The sequence below is a fragment of the Microbispora sitophila genome, from assembly GCF_014892245.1.
GTDB lineage: Bacteria > Actinomycetota > Actinomycetes > Streptosporangiales > Streptosporangiaceae > Microbispora > Microbispora siamensis.
Window position 1 is genome coordinate 32,584 of the sequence record NZ_JADBGC010000027.1, and the last position, 16,599, is coordinate 49,182.

Genomic DNA, 16,599 nt, shown 5'->3' on the forward strand with positions numbered 1-16,599 from the left:
ACTTCTCCACCTCGATGTCGTGGTCCCAGCAGTCGCCGAAGTCGTAACGGTAGGCTCCTCGCGGGTCACCAGGAAGCTCGGGCACATCACCCCGCCGGACAGGTGGCGGCACTTGCCGACCCCGAAGCAGCGGCCGGCCGCCTCGGTGAAGCTGCCGCCGTCGAGCGGGTAGCCGAAGACGTGCTCCAGATCGCGCGGCCGGTACGCCGGACCCTCGCGCAGGTGCGTGTCCAGCGGGTAGGGGTCGATCCGCTTGTGGGGGTTTCATCCGCCCGTCGGGTCCCACAGGCGCTTGAACTCCTCGAAGGCCCGCATCAGCTCGGGCGGGAACATGCGTCGGCCACGCGCTGGGTCTCACCGCGGTCCCTGAGCTCGTCGCGGATGACGCCGGGCTGCACCCTCGCGCTGCGGCGCATGGGGGTGAGCTCGGCGATGCGGTCCACGTGGCGGGTGAAGTCGAACACGACGGCCCCGTTGACGGTCTGCCCGGTCAGCGAGGTGCCGCAGCCGCGGGCGAGCACGAGAGCGCCGAAGCGGCGGCACACCTCCAGCGCGGCCTCGACGTCGGCGGCGTCCCTGGGCGTCACCACGCCGACTGGCACCTGCCGGTAAATCGACGCGTCGTAGGCGTACATAGCCCGGTCGCCGCCGCCGAACCTCACCTCGCCCGCGATGGCCTCGGCGAGCCGGTCGCGCAGTTCCCCGGCGTACGGGGGCGGCGGGGGGTTCCTGGCCTCTGAGCCCCCGGCCCCGCGCGGGGCGGCGCCGACGGCTCCGGTCTCGGGAAGACACGGGTCATGTCCGCCTCCTCACGGATCTCGCCGGCCGGGCGCGCGCCACGGCCTGACGGCAGCGTGTGCGGCGGCCTCTCGCGCGACCCTTCCCGCCGAGTGCGGGCAGGACCGCGGGGGCGGGTAAAAGCACGGCGGGGATTCCCCCATGCGGGCCGTGCGATATGCGGGTCTGCCGCACACAAAGCCGCCGTGACCTGCGGCTTCGTTTACGTATATCGGGGGCGGGAAGGGCCCGACGGGCGAGCCGTTGGATGCCGGAGTCGATCATGAACGTGCAGAGCAACGCGGTGAAGAGCGCGGGCGACAGACTGGCGTCGGCGATCGGCAGCGTCGCGGGCGCCGTGGCCGACCCGAAGGGCGGCGTGAAACAGCTGAAGTCCGCGATGTCGTCCCCGAAGCGGCTCGCCGTGGCCGCCGGCCTCGCCGCCGCGTACGTCCTCGGCTGGCGCCGCGGCCGCCGGAGCGCGACCCGGTGAAGGTCGCGGGCGCCGTGGCGCCCGTACGGCTGATCTCAATCGGAGGCGGACATGACCGAGATCGTGGGTGAGAGCCTGGCCCGGCGCCTGGTGGAGTGGGGGGTCGACACGATCTTCGGGCTCCCCGGTGACGGGATCAACGGCCTGATGGAGGGCTTCCGCAGGCACCGGGAGAAGCTGCGGTTCATCCTGGTGCACCACGAGGAGGCGGCCGCGTTCATGGCGACCGGCTACGCGAAGGCGACCGGGCGGCTCGGGGTGTGCGCCGCGACGTCGGGGCCGGGCGCCATCCACCTGCTGAACGGCCTGTACGACGCCAAGCTCGACCACGTGCCCGTGCTGGCCCTGACCGGCATGCAGGAGACCTCGGTGCTGGGGACCCACTACCAGCAGGAGGTCCACCTCGACCGCCTCTACCAGGACCTGGCCGCCTACAACCTGATGGTCACCAATCCGCAGCAGATGCCCGGGGTGGTGGACCTCGCGGTGCGCAACGCGCTGGCCAAGCGGACGGTGTCGCATCTGACCTTCCCCAACGACATCCAGGTGGCGCCCGCGAGCGAGGACCCCTACCGGCACGTGGGGCCGGGCAGCCCGCCCGCGAGCCTGCCGACCTGCGCTCTCCCGCCGCTGCGGCCCGTGGAGGAGGACCTGACCAGGGCGGCCGAAGTGCTGCGGCAGGGCGAGCGGATCGCCATGCTCGTCGGCGTCGGCGCCCGGCACGCCCGCGAGGAGGTGCTGGCGGTCGCCGAGAAGCTGGCCAGCCCGATCGTGAAGACCCTCCCCGGCAAGTTCGTGGTGCCCGACGACCACCCGCTCACCACCGGCGGGCTCGGCCTGCTCGGCACCGCGCCGAGTGAGGAGCTCATGGAGGAGTGCGACACGCTGTTCATGGTCGGCACGTCCTTCCCCTACGGGAAGTACCTGCCGCCCGACGGGCAGGCCCGGGTGGTGCAGATCGACGCCGACCCCACCCTGCTCGGCATCCGTCGGCCCACCCAGGCCCCGGTCGCCGCCGACGCCAGGCTCGCCCTGCAGGCGCTGCTGCCCATGCTCGAACCGGCGAAGGACCGGTCGTTCCTGGAGAAGTACCAGCGCAAGATGGACGCCTGGCGGGAGGAGATGAAGGCGCTGCAGGACCCCTCGCGCGACCCCATCGCGCCGCAGTACCTCATGGCCTGCGTCGACGAGGCGGCCTCCGGCGACGCCATCCTGACCTGCGACTCCGGGACCATCGCGACGTGGGCCGCGCGGCACTGGACGATCCGCGGCGGGCGGGAGTTCTACCTGTCGGGCAACCTCGCCACCATGGCCCCGGGCCTGCCGTACGCCATCGGCATGCAGCACGCCTTCCCCGGCCGCCAGGTGATCGCCTTCGTGGGCGACGGCGGCTTCGCCATGCTCATGGCCGACTTCCTCACCGCCGTACGGCACGACCTTCCCATCAAGGTAGTGATCAACAACAACAACAGCTACGGGCAGATCCTGTGGGAGCAGATCATCCTCGGCTACCCCGAGTACGCCGTGCGGCACCGGCAGCCCGAGGCCGACTTCTCCGCCTGGGCCCGCGCCTGCGGGGCGTACGGCGCGAAGATCAAGGACCCGAAGGACCTGCCGGGCGCGATCCGCGAGGCCCTGGCGCACGACGGGCCGGCCCTGGTGGACTGCGACGTCAATCCCAACGAACCGCCGATGCCGGGCAAGGTCAAGTACGAGCAGGCCAAGCACTTCACCGAGGCGTTCCTGCGCGGCCAGCCGCACAAGGCGGGCGTCCTCGCCACGGTGGCCCGCGACAAGATCAACGAGCTGCTCTCCTAGGTCGCCCTGAGAGAGCAGGACTGTGACCGCTCCGCTCGCCGACCGCCGGGCGGCCGAGGTCGCGATCGCGCGGCTCCGCGTGATCCTGGGCGACACGCTCCGCACCGTGCCCGCGCTGGAGCCGCCCCGGCGGACGGCATCCGATCGTGCGCGGCGGGGTGGGCGGCAGGGTGGGCGGCGGTGAGTGCGGCCTGCCGGAGCACCGCGGACGAACCGGTAGCGGTCGTCGCCGGGCGTACACAATCGTTCAAGACCGCCACCGCGCCATGGGCTACAACGGTCCCCGGCGTCACCCGGGGAGGGCGGCGCGAGGACGTGTGCGCGGGGAGGCGAACGATGGACGTGGGTTTCGTCGGTCTCGGGATCATGGGGCAGCCCATGGCGCTCAACCTGGCCCGTGCGGGAACCCCCCTCGTGGTGTGGAACCGCACGGCCGCCAGGAGCGAGCCGCTGCGCGCCGCGGGCGCGCGGGTGGCAGGCAGCGCGGCCGAGGTGTTCCGGCGGGCGCGGGTGGTGATCCTCATGCTGGCCGACGAGGCCGCGATCGACGCGGTGCTGGAGCGCGGCACGCCCGCCTTCGCCCGCAACGTCGCGGACCGGGTCGTCGTCCACATGGGCACGACCTCCCCCGTCTACTCGGCCGGACTGGAGGCCGAGGTGCTCACGGCCGGCGGCCACTACGTCGAGGCGCCGATCTCCGGCTCCCGGGTGCCCGCCGAGCAGGGGCGGCTGGTGGCGATGCTCGCCGGCCGGCCCGAGGCCGTGGAGGAGGTCCGCCCGCTGCTGAAGCCGATGTGCGTCAAGACGGTGGTGTGCGGGCCCGCGCCCAAGGCGCTGCTGATGAAGCTCGCGGTCAACATCTTCCTGATCACCACGGTCACCGGCCTCGCGGAGTCGCTGCACTTCGGCGAGCGCCAGGGCCTCGATATCGGGCTGCTCGTCGACGTGCTCAACTCGGGCCAGATGGCGAGCGACGTGTCGCGGGTGAAGGCGGTCAAGCTGGCCGGGCGCGACTTCGGCGCCCAGGCCGCCATCGCCGACGTGCTGAAGAACAACCGGCTCATCGCCGAGGCGGCGCGGCGGGCCGGCATCGCCTCGCCGCTGCTCGACGTCTGCCACGCCCTGTTCCGCGAGACCCTCGCGCTGGGCCACGCCGATCTGGACATGGCCGCCGTCGTCCACGCGATCGAGGCCAGGACGGACGGAGAAGAAGCACGCGGATGACCTCTCGTCCGGTCGTCATCGTCACCGGAGGGACGCGCGGGATCGGTCGGAGCACGGTGCGACGGCTGTGCGGGACGGGTTCGGCGTGGTCTTCACGCACTCCGGCTCCGACGCCGACGCCGAGACGCTGGAGGACGACCTCGGCCGCCAGGGCGCCTTCGTCCGCGGAGTACGGCTCGACGTGACCGAGGAGGACGCGCCGGAGAGGCTGTTCGAGCTGGCCGCGTCCGTCGGTGAGGTCGCGGGTCTGGTGAACAACGCGGGCGTGACCGGCAGGATCGGGCCGTTCACCGACCTGGCCGACGCCGACCTGCGGCGGGTCGTCGAGGTGAACCTGGTGGCGCCGGTGCGGCTGTGCCGCGAGGCGGCGCGTCGCTGGACCGGGCGCACACCGGCGACCGAGGCCGCCATCGTCAACGTCTCCTCGGTCGCGTCGCGCACCGGCTCACCGCACGAGTACGTCGCCTACGCCGCGACCAAGGCGGCGGTCGAGACGATGACCGTGGGCCTGGCCCGGGAGCTCGCCCCGGCGGGCATCCGGGTCAACGCCGTCTCGCCGGGGACGATCGACACCGCGATCCACGCCCGCGCCGGGGAGCCGGGACGGGCGCAGCGGGTGGCGGCCCGCGTCCCGATGGGGCGTCCCGGAAGGCCGGAGGAGATCGCCGAGGCGGTCGCGTGGCTGCTGTCGAACCGTGCGTCCTACGTCACCGGAGCCGTGCTCAACGTCGACGGCGGGCTCTAGCCGCTCGGGTCACGCGAGCGCGGCGGTCCACCGGGCGGGCGTGAGACCGTAGGCCCGTTTGAACATGCGCGACATGTGGGCCTGGTCGGCGAAGCCGGCGAGCTGGGCCGCCCCGGCCAGGGGCACGCCGTCGCGCAGCATCCGGCGGGCCAGGTCGAGTTGCCGCATCGTGCGGAAGCGGGTCGGGCTGGTGCCGAACGCGACGCGGAACTGCCGTGCGACCGTCCACCGGTCCAGGCCCGAGACCTGCTCGAACTCCGCGAGCGTGTGCCGCACCGTCGGGTCGTCCGCGATCAGGTCGCGCACGCGGGCCAGCGCCTCCAGCGCCAGCGGAGCCCGCCCGCCCGGCCGCGCGGAGCCGACCGCGGAGAAGTCACGTACGGAGGAGTGCCGCACGAGCGTGCGGACCACCCGAAGCGTGAGCGTCAGCCGTTCGACCTCGTCCAGCGGCTCATCGATGTCCCGCAGGCACGCGGCGAGCGCGGGATCCGCGTCGCGCCGCCCGATCACGGGGTCGGCGACGAACGGCAGCGGCGCCCCGCCCAGCGCCTCCTGGACGAGGGAGGGGTCGAGGTAGATGATCCGGTAGCCGAACCCCTCGTCGGTGCCCGCCACGCCGTCGTGCGGCTCGTCGGGGTGCAGCACGTGCCACTCCCCCGGCAGGCAGTGCCGCAGCTCACCGCGGTAACGGAACGTCTGCACGCCGCGCAGCGTCATCCCGATCGCGTACGTGTCGTGGCGGTGCGTGGCGAACCCCTCGCCGACGAGCGACGCCTCCAGCCGCTCGATGCCCGCCGCTCCTGAGCCGAACCGCAGCCGGTGGCCGGGCCGGGTCCCGCCGTCCGGCAGATGCCGGCGCAGGCCCCCACCTCCGTCCGGTGACTCGTGCCGCACGCGCCGAGACTACAGGCGTTCGCGGCCGTCGTCAGGACCGTCGCCCGCCCTGACCACGACCGAGCCCCGCGTCCCGGGCCCGGATTATGGCCTCCGCGCGGTCGGCGACCTGCAGCTTGGCGAAGATCGTGGAGACGTTGTTGCGCACCGTCTTCTGGGACAGGAACAGCGCCTCGGCGATCTGCGCGTTGGTGCGCCCCGCCGCGACGAGGGAGAGGATCTCCCGCTCGCGTGGCGTGAGCTGGGGGAAGACCTCCTGGTCCGCGGCCGGGGGCCCCTCGGCGAAGAACTCCGCCACGCGGCGGGCCACGGCGGGGCCGAAGATGGCCTCGCCGTGGGCGACCGCGGTGACGGCCCGCAGGATCTCGGTCTGGTTCGCCCCCTTCAGCAGGTAGCCCCGCGCCCCGGCCCGCATGGCCGCGAACAGCGTGGCGTCCTCCTCCGACATCGTCAGCACGACCACCCCCATGCCGGGGTTCGCGGCGGTGATCCGCCGGGTCGCCTCGATGCCGTCCAGATCGGGCATGCGCACGTCGATGACCACGACATCCGGCCGCAGGGCCGCGGCGCGGTCGACGGCCTCCCGGCCGGTGGCGGCCGTGCCCGCCACCTCGACGCCCGCCATCGAGCCCAGCAGCGCCGCCAGGCCGTCCCGGTAGACCGGATGGTCGTCGGCGAGCAGCACCCGGATCGGCAGGCTCGGTTCGTCAGACACCGGTGAACTCCCTCGTCTCCGCCAGCGGCAGCCGCGCGTGGACCAGCGTCCCCCCGCCCTCCGGGCAGGTGACCACGCAGTCGCCGCCGAGTTCGGCCGCGCGCTCCCGCAGGGACAGCATCCCGACGCCCGCCGTGACGTCCTCGTCGATCCCCACCCCGTCGTCCCGCACGACGACGTGGAGCATGCCGTCCCGGACGGCGAGCCCGATCTCGCATCGGGCCGCGTGCGCGTGCCGTGCCACGTTCGCCAGCGCCTCGGAGACGATGCGGTAGGCCGCCACCTCCACCGCCGCCGGAAGGGCGGGCAGCGGCTCGTCGTCGCCGGTCAGGACCCCGCTCAGGACCACGGTGAGCCCGCCGCGGAAGCGGCCGGCCTGCTGCTCGACGGCCCCCCGCAGGCCCAGCTCGTCGAGGGCGGGCGGGCGCAGGTCGTGCACGATCTGGCGGACCTCCGCGACCACGGCCGACACCTCCTCCGCCGTCCGCGCGAGGATCGCGTCGGCCTGCTCGGGAGCGGTGCGCGACAGGTTGCGGGCGGTCTCGATGCGCAGCGCCACCGCGCCCAGGCTCGGCCCCAGCCCGTCGTGCAGGTCGCGCCGCAGCCGCCGCCGCTCCTCCTCCCTGGCCACCACCATCGTCGCGCGGATGCGCTGCAGGCCGGCGCTCATCTCCGTGGCGCGGGCGGCAGCGGCGGCCTGCCGTACGAGGTCGCCGAGCAGCCGCTGGTCGCGCTCGGTCAGGTCGGCGCGGCAGAGCACGAGCCTGCCGACCTGCTCACCCCGGTAGGCGACCGGCAGCGACACCGACGGGCCGCGGGCCACGCCGTGCTCGACCGCCGAACGCTTCCCGTCCGGCCTTTCGATCTCCACACGTACGTAGGACAGCCGGAACGCCTCGGCCAGCGTGCGGGCCAGGGCGACGAGCTGCTCGTCCGGGCCCGCCGCGAGTTCGAGCCGTTCGGCCAGCGTCGAGACGGTCGCGTACGGATCCTCGCGCGGCCCGCGCAGCAGCCGCCTTACGGTGCGCACGAGCCACGTCCTGGCGGGCAGGTAGACGAGCGTGACGACCGCGATCGCCGCGAGGGCCGCCTGGCGCTCGTCGACCGCCCCGGCGGCGGCGGTGAAGACGGCGGCGTCGACCACGATGACGAGCACGGCCGCCATGCCGTAGCCGAAGGTGGCGGGCAGCAGCCGGTCGACGTCGTACAACCGGTGCTTGGCGATCGCCACGACCACGGCGAAGGAGGTCAGCGCGACGGCCACCGTGAGCAGGAACGCGGGCACGTCCGGCGGCAGCACCAGCGGGAGCAGCAGCACGAGCATGTCGGCCAGGGCCGCCCACGTGAGCCACCGGATCTGCGCCCTGCGGTCGGCGTCGCCGGGGCCGCCGGACGCCGCGGCGCGGTAGCGGTGCACCGTCACCGCGAACGGCACGACCAGGCTCACCACCACCGCCGACGAGGCGGCCGTCAGCAGCGGCTCCCAGACCGCGTACGGCAGGGGCAGGGCGACCGGGTCCAGCGCCAGCCGGGCGAGCTCGGGCGGAAGCGGCACTCCCCCATGCCGGCTGAGCACGGACACGGGCGCCACCAGCCGTAGCGCGGGCAGCGCCGCGGTCAGCGCGAGGCTGGCGATCGAGAGCCGGCGCCAGAGCGGGGCGGCGGGGAGCCGCCCGTCGGGGAACAGCAGGATCAGCAGCGGCAGCTGGAGCAGCAGCGCGGCGCCCAGCCGCAGGTAGAACCAGTAGGCGGCCGACGCCCCCGGCAGGCCCGGCTCCACGTACACCGCGTAGGTCGCCCACGCGGCCGCGGCCCCGTTCAGCAGCCACATGACGCCGGAGCCGGTCAGCACCCAGGCGACGGGGTGCCGCGGCAGCCGCCGCAGCAACAGCACGCCCGGCACCGCCTGCGCGAGCCCGGCCAGCGCGGAGGTCCATCCCGGATCAAGCTCGGCGCCCGCGGGCACCCTCGTTCCCCGGGCGAGGACGTCCAGCAGCACCGTGCCCGCGGCCACGGCGAGCAGGGCGGCGACGGCGGCCACCGCCGCAGCGGCGGGCAGCCGGCCCTCGCCCGCGGGAGCGGCCCCCACGGCCTCCGGCACGTCCGCCGTCTTCGCTTTCCCTGCTTTCCCCACGGCAAGCATTGTGACGGGTCGAATCACCCTTTTTGCCCGGCACCGGGATGTCCCGCCCCCAAGGGGACTCGCGTCCCGAACCGGACGGACATGCCAGGGGCGCGATCGGGGACCGGCGGCCCTGCCCTCCCGGGTCGGGCGGCCCCGAGCCTTGATCGGCGCGGCCGTCCCGGCCTGCCGACGAACCGACGAAGGACGTCCCATGGAACCGCACTACACCATGACCCCGGCCAGAGCCCGCACCGACGTGCGCGGGAGCACCCCCGTCCCGGCACAGGCCGGGCCCGCACCGATCACCGCGGGCAGGGTGCGCCGACTCGGCCTCGGACTGGCCGCCGGAACGCTGATCTGGGCCGCGACCATCTTCCTGTTCGACCCGTCGGCCGGCGGGACGGCCGGACGGATCGGCGACCTGGGCGGCCTGGCCTTCCAGATCGGCCTGTTCGGCCTGCTCCGCGTGCAGTCGCGGACCGGCGCGACGGGCACCTCGGGCGCCAGTTCGATCATGCTGAGGATCGAGGCCGTGCTGCTCGCCCTGGCGAGCGTGTGGTCGCTACTGCACGCGATCCTGCCCGAGGCCGTAGGCGACAGCGTGCTGCTGGGCGTGCTCGACCTGTTCTGGCCGCTGTCGATGTTCGGCATGTTCGTGATCAGCGTCAAACTCCTGGTGGCCCGCCGCTGGAGGGGCCTGCTGCGCTGGTGGCCCCTGGTCGCCGAGAGCTGGGCCGTCGCCACCGTCCCGGCGTACGTGCTGCTCGGGGATGGGGCGCCCCGGTGGTTCGGCGGCGGTCACCTGCTCGTGGGATACACGATGCTCGGCCTGCTGCTCGCCCGGCGGCCGGAGGATGCCCTGCCGGCACGGGAGGCGGCGGACTCGTGACCACTCGGCCCGGACGGCGTTTTGACCCCGGCTCGGCAGACCGATCACGATGGGGACGTGAACGAAACCCCTGTTGAGGTGCCCTCGCCGAGTCCCGGCCGGGAGACGGTGCCGAGCATCCGGGACGTCGCGGCGGCGGCGGGCGTGTCCAGGCAGACGGTGTCCCGGGTGCTCAACGCCTCGCCCAAGGTGAGCGCCGAGACGCGGCGGACCGTCATGGAGGTCATCGAACGGCTGCAGTACCGGCCGAACCGAGTGGCCCGGGCACTGGGGACGGGGCGGGCGCGGGGCGTGACGGTGGTCACCTCCGACACCATGCTGTACGGATACGCCTCGACGCTGCAGGGCATCGAGGAGGCCGCGCGGGTCGAGGGCCTGGCCGTCGGGGTGCGGGTGGTCGAGTCGGACCGCGAGGGCGACGTGCGCAACGCCGCCGACTACGTCAGCGATCCGAGCGCCGGGGGCGTGATCGTGATCGCGTTCGACGCGGCCGGCATCGCGGTGCTGCGCGCGCTCCCCGAGTCCCTGCCCGCGGCGGCCGCCATAGAGCCGGGCGTACGCGGTGTGGCGCGGCCCGCGATCTGCCTGGACGAGCAGCAGGCGTCGGCCGAGGCGACGCGGCACCTGCTGGGCCTGGGACACCGGACCGTCCACCACGTGGCGATCCCCTCGGAATCGGAGCACAGCGGGCGTCAGGCGGGCTGGCGCCGTGCGCTGGCCGAAGCCGGAGCCGACGTCCCGCCGGTGGTGCCGGCGGGCTGGGACGTGCGGTCGGCGTACGAGGCGGGACGGGTGCTGGCGGCCGACCCCGGCGTGACCGCGATCCTGTGCGGCAACGACGACATCGCCCTCGCGGTGCGCCGCGCGCTGTTCGAGGCGGGCAAGGACGTGCCCGGTGACGTGAGCATCGTGGGCTTCGACGGGGTGCCCGGCTCGGAGTACTGGACGCCGGCGCTCACGACGGTGGAGATGGACTTCGCCGGGCTGGGCCGCGCCACGGTGGCGGCGGTGCTGGCCGAGCTCGCCGGGACGCCCCAGCCCACGGTTTCGCTGACGCCGCCGCGGCTGGTGGTGCGTGAGTCGACGGCGCCCCCGCGCCGGTGAACCGCGTCCGCGCCGCCCGGCAGGCCCGTGGAAGACCGTGCGGCCGCGGCGGCGCCAACGGCGGATCCCGGCGCGCTGCCGGATGTTATTAACAACAACGTAACGGGCTCTTCCCCTTGGTCGTGTGACCGGTCACACTCGCATTCGTGCGGATGTGACCGGTCACACGCATGCAGGGGAGGATTCCCGGGCTCGCCCGCCGCCCGTGGCCTGTCTCCTCGCGAGGGTCACCGTCACGGCCCGCACGCGGAAGGACCTCCGGAGAACCCGGCTCGATCGTCAGGAGACGCAGTTGAACTCACGGCACACCGAGACCAGCCTGGTGTGGGGGCACTCGGCACTGCGGGTGGTGATCGCCATATCACCCGACGGTGTGGTGAACATCCGCGAGCTCGGCACGGGCGGCCCAGGACCGAGGCCGCCCGCGCAGCCCCTCGTGGAGGTGCTGCTGGCCGGTCAGGGACGGGCGCGGGCCTCCCACCGCTTCTCCGACACCGCCGTCGGCCGCCGTTTCACCTATGTGGGGGCCGAGCAGGTCCGCGACGGGCAGTGGCACGAGCTGCGGGTCACCATGCGGGACGAGCAGACCGGTCTGGAGGCGCACACACACCTGCGCTCGGCCGAGGGCGTGCCGGCCGTACGGTCCTGGACGACGATCGCCAACCACGGCACCGGGGACGCGGTCGTGCTGGGCGTGACCTCGTTCGCCGCCGGGTTCCCGGCCGGCTCGGCCGACGGCCTGCAGGTCGTGCGCGCCGACAGCGAGTGGCTGGGCGAGAGCCGCTGGCGCGTACGGCCGCTGCGTGAGGAGATGGCGGACCTCAACCTGCCGCTGCACGGCCAGGACGGCCGGGGCCGCCTGGCGGTCACCAGCACCGGCACCTGGTCGACGGGGCAGCACCTGCCCACGGCGGGCCTGCTCGACCCGGACTCCGGCCGGGCGTGGCTGTGGCAGGTCGAGCACAACGGCCCGTGGCGGTGGGAGGTCGGCGAGCGCAGGGACGGCGCCTACGTAGCGCTGCTCGGCCCCACCGACATCGACCACCAGTGGCACACCGTCCTCGCCCCCGGGGAGTCGTTCACCACGGTCCCGGCGTCGGTGGCCGTCTCCTCCGGCGGTCCGCACGGTGTCTCCGGGGGGCTTCACGGCGCGGCGGCCGCGCTGACCGCCCACCGCCGCGCCCTGGTGCGCCCCCATCCGGACCGGACCCGCCTGCCCGTGGTGTTCAACGACTACATGAACACCCTCATGGGCGACCCGACGACCGCCAAGCTGATCCCGCTGATCGACGCCGCCGCCGAGGCGGGCGCCGAGGTGTTCTGCATCGACGCCGGCTGGTATGACGACGACGGCGACTGGTGGGACAGCGTGGGCGAGTGGCAGCCGTCCCAGACGCGGTTCCCGCGGGGCATCGAGGAGGTCCTCTCCCACATCAGGGGGCGCGGCATGGTCCCGGGCCTGTGGCTGGAGCCCGAGGTGATCGGCGTACGCAGCCCGATGGCCGACAAGCTGCCCGCCGAGGCGTTCCTGCAGCGGGGCGGCACGAGGATCGTGGAGCACGGCCGCTACCACCTCGACCTGCGCCACCCGGCCGCCGTCGCCCATCTCGACGAGGTCGTCGACCGGCTCGTGGAGCAACTCGGCGTGGGCTACTTCAAGCTCGACTACAACATCGACCCCGGCGCGGGCACCGACGTGGACGCCGCGAGCCCGGGCGCGGGTCTGCTCGCCTGCAACCGGGCCCACCTGGCCTGGCTGGAGGCGGTGCTGGACCGCCATCCGGACCTGATCCTGGAGAACTGCGCCTCCGGCGCGATGCGCATGGACTACGCCCTGCTGTCGCGGATGCAGCTCCAGTCCACCAGCGACCAGCAGGATCCCCTGCTGTATCCCCCGATCGCGGTGGCCGCTCCCCTGTCCGTCCTGCCGGAGCAGTCCGCGAGTTGGGCCTACCCCCAGCCGGACATGGACGACGAGCAGATCGCCTACAGCCTGTGCACCGGCATGCTGGGCCGTCTCTACCTGTCGGGGCACCTGCCCACCATGACCGGCGCGCAGCGCGAGGCGGTCGGGGCGGCCGTCGGCGCCTACCGGGACATCCGCTCCGACCTGGCCGCCGCCGTCCCCGTCTGGCCGCTGGGGCTTCCGGGCTGGGCCGACCCCTGGCTCAGCCTCGCCCTGACCACACCGGACCACACGTACGTGGGGGTCTGGTGCCGCGCGGACGAGCAGACGACGGCCTCGCTGTCCCTCCCGCACCTCGCCGGACGTCAGGTCGACGTCGAGGTCGTCTACCCCTGCCACCTGCCCGCCTGGGGCGGGGAGTGGGACCGGGAGGCGGGCCGGCTCGTCCTCACCAAGCCGATTTCCTGCCCTTCTGCCCGCATCTTTCGCGTTTCACCCGTCTCATCATCCTCGCCCGATTAATCCCTCCTGCTCTAAAATCCCGGGCCTGCGGTCCGGGCGCCCCCAGAAGAGAGATCGAAACCATGAAGAAATGGCAGACCCTCGCGGTCGTCGCCGTGCTCGCCGCGGGCGCCGCGGCCTGCAGCGACCCCTCTGTGGACTCCTCCGCGGACACCGCCGGCGGCACCTCGGGCGCCACTGCCGCCGCCACCTGGGCCGAGCCGACGGCCAAGCTCGACGGCGTCACCCTGACGATCTGGGCCGCGCAGAACAGCAACACCGTCCCCAAGCAGGTCGTCGACGCGTTCAGTAAGGCCACGGGCGCGAAGGTCGAGATCGTCACCATTCCCGACCCGTACGAGCAGGGCGTGCAGACCAAGGTCGCCACCGGGGACAAGCCCGACCTCGCGTTCTGGCAGCCGACCGCGTCCATGCTCACGGCCATCAACGCCAGGACGAACCTGCAGCCGCTGGACCAGGCCCCCTGGCTGTCCAAGCTCGCTCCCCAGCTCAAGGACATCACCGGCATCCTGAACGGCACGCGGTACGCCGCCCTGGTCACCAGCCCGGCCGTCGAGGGCGTCTACTACAACAAGGAGGTCTTCGCGGCCAACGGGATCACCGAGACCCCGAAGAACTTCGACGAGATGGTCGAGCTGGCCCGCACGCTCAAAGCCAAGGGCGTCACCCCCTTCTACGAGATGGCCGGCGACCGGTGGGCCACGCAGTGGTGGGTCCAGGTCCAGCTCGCCGACGCCGCCAAGGACGGGCTCTGGGACAAGATCAACAAGGGTCAGGAGACCTTCTCCAGCCCGGTCGTGCTCGACGCGATCAAGAAGTACAAGTCGCTGATCGACGAGGGACTGTTCAACAGGGACATCAAGACCGCCAGGTTCGAAGACCAGGGCAAGGCCCTGCTCGACGGCAAGGCCGCCATGGTGGTGCAGGTCAACTCCTTCTTCGGCCAGCTCCAGGCGAGCGCCGACACCGCCACCCTCGACAAGAGGATCGGCTTCTTCCCGATCTCCCCCAGCGGCAACGTCGGCACCTTCATCCCCGACCAGTCCAACGCCCTGGTGGCCTTCAGGACCGGTGACGCCAAGCGCGAGGCCGCCGCGCGCCAGCTCCTGTCGTTCTGGATGGGCCCCGGCTACAAGGACTTCGTCGCCGACCGCAACACCGTCTCCCTGGAGACCGACGTGCCGAGCCCGGCCTCGGTGCCCAAGGCGCTGCAGCAGGTGCACGACTCCCTCGGCGAGGCCGTCGGCTCCATGCAGGCCCTGGCCGTGGCCAACCCCGACCTGTACATCAACCTCGCCGACATGATCACCGGCACCATGACGCCCGAGCAGGTGGCCTCCACCACCCAGGAGCAGTTCGCCCAGCTCGCCAAGGCCGCCGGCGCGGCCGGTTTCTGACGCCCGACGACTCGCGCCCGACGACTCGCGCCCGACGACTCGCCCATCGGCTCGCGCCCATCGACAGGCCTATCGACAGGGCGCGGAGGCCGCGGCTCGCCCCGGTCTCCGCACCCGGCACCTGAGGACATGCCATGCTGACTGCCACGGACACCCCCGTCCCGGACCGGCCGCTCGCGCCGCCGCCCGCTCCGCGCGGTCCCGCCGGCCGCCCCCGCGGCAGGCCGGACCGGACCCACCCGATGTGGTTCATGGCCCCGGCGTTCGCGATCCTGCTGGTGTTCTTCTTCCTGCCGACCGCGTTCAACTTCGTGTACGCGTTCACCGACTGGTCGGGCTTCAAGAGCGCCATCAGGCCGGTCGGGTTCGGCAACTTCGCCGACCTCGCCTCCAGCGGCACGCTGTTCTCGGCGCTGCGGATCACGGTGGTCTACGCCGTGCTCGTGGCGGTCTTCCAGAACCTCTTCGGGCTGGGCCTGGCCCTCCTGCTGGAGCGCGACACCTGGGTCAACCGCACACTGAGGGTCTTCTTCCTCATTCCGGTGCTGATGTCCGCCCTGGCCGTCGGCTACATCTTCCAGGCCCTGCTCAAGCCCGAGGGCAGCCTCGACCAGCTGCTGTCCGGGATCTTCCGGCATCACATCGACTACGCCTGGCTGGGCGACACCCGCTGGACCATCGTCGTGGTCGCCCTGGTCCACGCGTGGAAGTGGATGGGCCTGTCCATGCTCATCTACCTGGCCGGGCTCAAGACGATCCCCGAGGAGATCATGGAGGCGTCCCGCATCGACGGCGCCTCGCGGTGGCACGCGTTCCGGCGCCTGCGCTTCCCGCTGCTCGCCCCCGCGATCACGTTCAACGTCGCCACCGCCCTGCTCGGCTCCATGAACGGCTTCGACATCGTGCAGGCCACCACCGGCGGCGGTCCCGCCCGGACGACCGAGATCCTCAACATCTTCATCTACCGGACCTTCGGGCAGGGCCTGTTCGCCCAGGCCACCACCATGAGCCTGGTGCTGTTCCTGCTCGTGTCGCTCATGGCCTTCCCCGTCATCCGCATCCTGCGCAAGCGCGAGGAGATCCTGTGACGCCGCACTCCCCCGCCCGCCGGCACGCCTCCTCCGTGGCCGGCCCCGTGGTCAGGGACACCTCGTTCCTGACCCGCCTGCAGCCGTTCGCCGCCACAGCGCTGGCACTGGTCGTCATCGGCATCCCGCTGTGGCTCGTCGTGGCGACCGCCGGCAAGTCGCGGGGCGAGGCCCTCATCCCGGACCTCACCCCGCCCACCCACTGGCACCTGCTGGAGAACCTGGGCGAGGTGTGGAGCGAGGGCGAGGTGCCCGCCGCGTTCTTCGGCAGCCTCCTCGTCGTGGTGCCCGCCGTGGTCGGCGTCCTGATCTTCGGGTCGATGGCGTCCTGGATCCTCGCCCGGCGCGCCACCCGGCTCAACGCCGTGCTGTACGCGCTCGCCATCAGCGGCATCATCCTGCCCCCCGCGGTGGTCACGGTCGTGCTGCTGCTGCGCCAGCTCGGCTTGGCGGGCAGCGCGGTCGGGATGATCGGCGTCTACATGGGCATCTACATGTCCACCGTCATCTTCTTCGTCACCGGCTTCGTCCGCACCATCCCCGCCTCGCTGGAGGAGGCCGCCCAGATCGACGGCGCCGGGCCCGTCCGCGTCTTCTTCCACGTCGTCCTGCCCCTGCTGCGGCCGGTCCTGGCCACCGCCACGATCCTCGTCTCCCTCTACGTCTGGAACGACGTCTTCTACGCCTTCTTCGTGGTCGGCGGCCGCCTCGACACCCTGCCGCTCAACCTCTTCCGCGTCGCCAGCGCGGGGCTCTACCTCAACAACTGGCACCTCATCTTCGCCTACGTCATCCTCATGAGCCTGCCGCTCGTCGTGGTCTTCGCCGTCGCGCAACGGAAGATCATCTCCGGCATCACCAGCGGCGCCGTGAAGTAACGACCGCGCGGCGCCCTTTTCGCC

Annotated in this window: 15 protein-coding genes; 11 read left to right on the forward strand and 4 right to left on the reverse strand. The window is 72.8% G+C overall.

Annotated elements, in window-relative coordinates; all coding sequences use genetic code 11:
• Window positions 1–314: 314 nt before the first annotated feature.
• The gene (locus IL992_RS36795) at window positions 315–662 is read right to left on the reverse strand and encodes an FAD-binding oxidoreductase (RefSeq protein WP_319019060.1); all 348 of its coding nucleotides are present in this window, start codon (window positions 660–662) and stop codon (window positions 315–317) included.
• Between the two features lie 398 nt (window positions 663–1,060).
• Between IL992_RS36795 and IL992_RS36800 the strand changes: the two genes are divergently transcribed.
• From IL992_RS36800 to IL992_RS36820, 5 genes are all read left to right on the forward strand, one after another.
• On the forward strand, window positions 1,061–1,270 hold the full coding sequence (locus tag IL992_RS36800) for a hypothetical protein (protein ID WP_193207934.1): 210 nt from the start codon (window positions 1,061–1,063) through the stop codon (window positions 1,268–1,270).
• A gap of 51 nt (window positions 1,271–1,321) precedes the next feature.
• Window positions 1,322–3,088 carry a thiamine pyrophosphate-dependent enzyme gene (locus tag IL992_RS36805; protein ID WP_193207935.1) on the forward strand — a complete coding sequence of 589 codons (1,767 nt, stop codon included), beginning with the start codon at window positions 1,322–1,324 and terminating at the stop codon, window positions 3,086–3,088.
• Between the two features lie 22 nt (window positions 3,089–3,110).
• Complete coding sequence (locus IL992_RS36810) at window positions 3,111–3,272, forward strand: hypothetical protein (protein ID WP_193207936.1); 162 nt, start codon at window positions 3,111–3,113, stop codon at window positions 3,270–3,272.
• Window positions 3,273–3,424: 152 nt separating this feature from the next.
• Complete coding sequence (locus IL992_RS36815) at window positions 3,425–4,312, forward strand: NAD(P)-dependent oxidoreductase (protein ID WP_193207937.1); 888 nt, start codon at window positions 3,425–3,427, stop codon at window positions 4,310–4,312.
• A 67-nt stretch (window positions 4,313–4,379) separates the two neighbouring features.
• Window positions 4,380–5,057, forward strand: coding sequence for an SDR family NAD(P)-dependent oxidoreductase (locus tag IL992_RS36820; RefSeq protein ID WP_319019061.1), 678 nt, complete (start codon window positions 4,380–4,382; stop codon window positions 5,055–5,057).
• A gap of 9 nt (window positions 5,058–5,066) precedes the next feature.
• Here the strand turns inward: IL992_RS36820 and IL992_RS36825 are convergent, their stop codons facing one another.
• Genes IL992_RS36825 through IL992_RS48680 form a run of 3 tightly spaced genes read right to left on the reverse strand, consistent with a single transcriptional unit; the run spans window position 5,067 to window position 8,800 of the window.
• Window positions 5,067–5,951 carry an AraC family transcriptional regulator gene (locus IL992_RS36825; RefSeq protein WP_319019062.1) on the reverse strand — a complete coding sequence of 295 codons (885 nt, stop codon included), beginning with the start codon at window positions 5,949–5,951 and terminating at the stop codon, window positions 5,067–5,069.
• 31 nt (window positions 5,952–5,982) lie between these two features.
• Window positions 5,983–6,666, reverse strand: coding sequence for a response regulator transcription factor (locus IL992_RS36830; RefSeq protein ID WP_319019063.1), 684 nt, complete (start codon window positions 6,664–6,666; stop codon window positions 5,983–5,985).
• Window positions 6,659–8,800: a sensor histidine kinase gene (locus IL992_RS48680; RefSeq protein WP_193207938.1), complete on the reverse strand. Its 2,142-nt coding sequence runs from the start codon at window positions 8,798–8,800 to the stop codon at window positions 6,659–6,661. Before IL992_RS48680 ends, IL992_RS36830 begins: the two co-directional genes overlap by 8 nt.
• A 202-nt stretch (window positions 8,801–9,002) precedes the next feature.
• Between IL992_RS48680 and IL992_RS36840 the strand changes: the two genes are divergently transcribed.
• From IL992_RS36840 to IL992_RS48685, 6 genes are all read left to right on the forward strand, one after another.
• Window positions 9,003–9,680, forward strand: coding sequence for a hypothetical protein (locus IL992_RS36840; RefSeq protein WP_193207939.1), 678 nt, complete (start codon window positions 9,003–9,005; stop codon window positions 9,678–9,680).
• A gap of 57 nt (window positions 9,681–9,737) precedes the next feature.
• Window positions 9,738–10,784, forward strand: a complete 1,047-nt coding sequence (locus IL992_RS36845) for a LacI family DNA-binding transcriptional regulator (protein ID WP_319019064.1) — start codon at window positions 9,738–9,740, stop codon at window positions 10,782–10,784.
• A 292-nt stretch (window positions 10,785–11,076) separates the two neighbouring features.
• Entirely contained in the window at window positions 11,077–13,212 is a 2,136-nt protein-coding gene (locus IL992_RS36850) for an alpha-galactosidase (RefSeq protein ID WP_226874473.1), read from the forward strand.
• Window positions 13,213–13,274: 62 nt separating this feature from the next.
• Entirely contained in the window at window positions 13,275–14,609 is a 1,335-nt protein-coding gene (locus IL992_RS36855; RefSeq protein WP_193207940.1) for an ABC transporter substrate-binding protein, read from the forward strand.
• A gap of 134 nt (window positions 14,610–14,743) precedes the next feature.
• A complete protein-coding gene (locus tag IL992_RS36860; protein ID WP_193207941.1) occupies window positions 14,744–15,697 on the forward strand; it encodes a carbohydrate ABC transporter permease in 954 nt (317 codons plus the stop codon).
• Window positions 15,694–16,575, forward strand: a complete 882-nt coding sequence (locus IL992_RS48685) for a carbohydrate ABC transporter permease (protein ID WP_319019065.1) — start codon at window positions 15,694–15,696, stop codon at window positions 16,573–16,575. The genes IL992_RS36860 and IL992_RS48685 overlap by 4 nt, the downstream gene beginning before the upstream one ends.
• The last annotated feature ends 24 nt before the right edge of the window (window positions 16,576–16,599 follow it).

Coding starts and splice junctions, on each gene's coding strand:
- IL992_RS36805 (WP_193207935.1), top strand. CDS start 1,322: ATGACCGAGATCGTGGGTGAGAGCCTGGCCCGGCGCCTGGTGGAGTGG.
- IL992_RS36855 (WP_193207940.1), top strand. CDS start 13,275: ATGAAGAAATGGCAGACCCTCGCGGTCGTCGCCGTGCTCGCCGCGGGC.
- IL992_RS36800 (WP_193207934.1), top strand. CDS start 1,061: ATGAACGTGCAGAGCAACGCGGTGAAGAGCGCGGGCGACAGACTGGCG.
- IL992_RS36815 (WP_193207937.1), top strand. CDS start 3,425: ATGGACGTGGGTTTCGTCGGTCTCGGGATCATGGGGCAGCCCATGGCG.
- IL992_RS36840 (WP_193207939.1), top strand. CDS start 9,003: ATGGAACCGCACTACACCATGACCCCGGCCAGAGCCCGCACCGACGTG.
- IL992_RS36860 (WP_193207941.1), top strand. CDS start 14,744: ATGCTGACTGCCACGGACACCCCCGTCCCGGACCGGCCGCTCGCGCCG.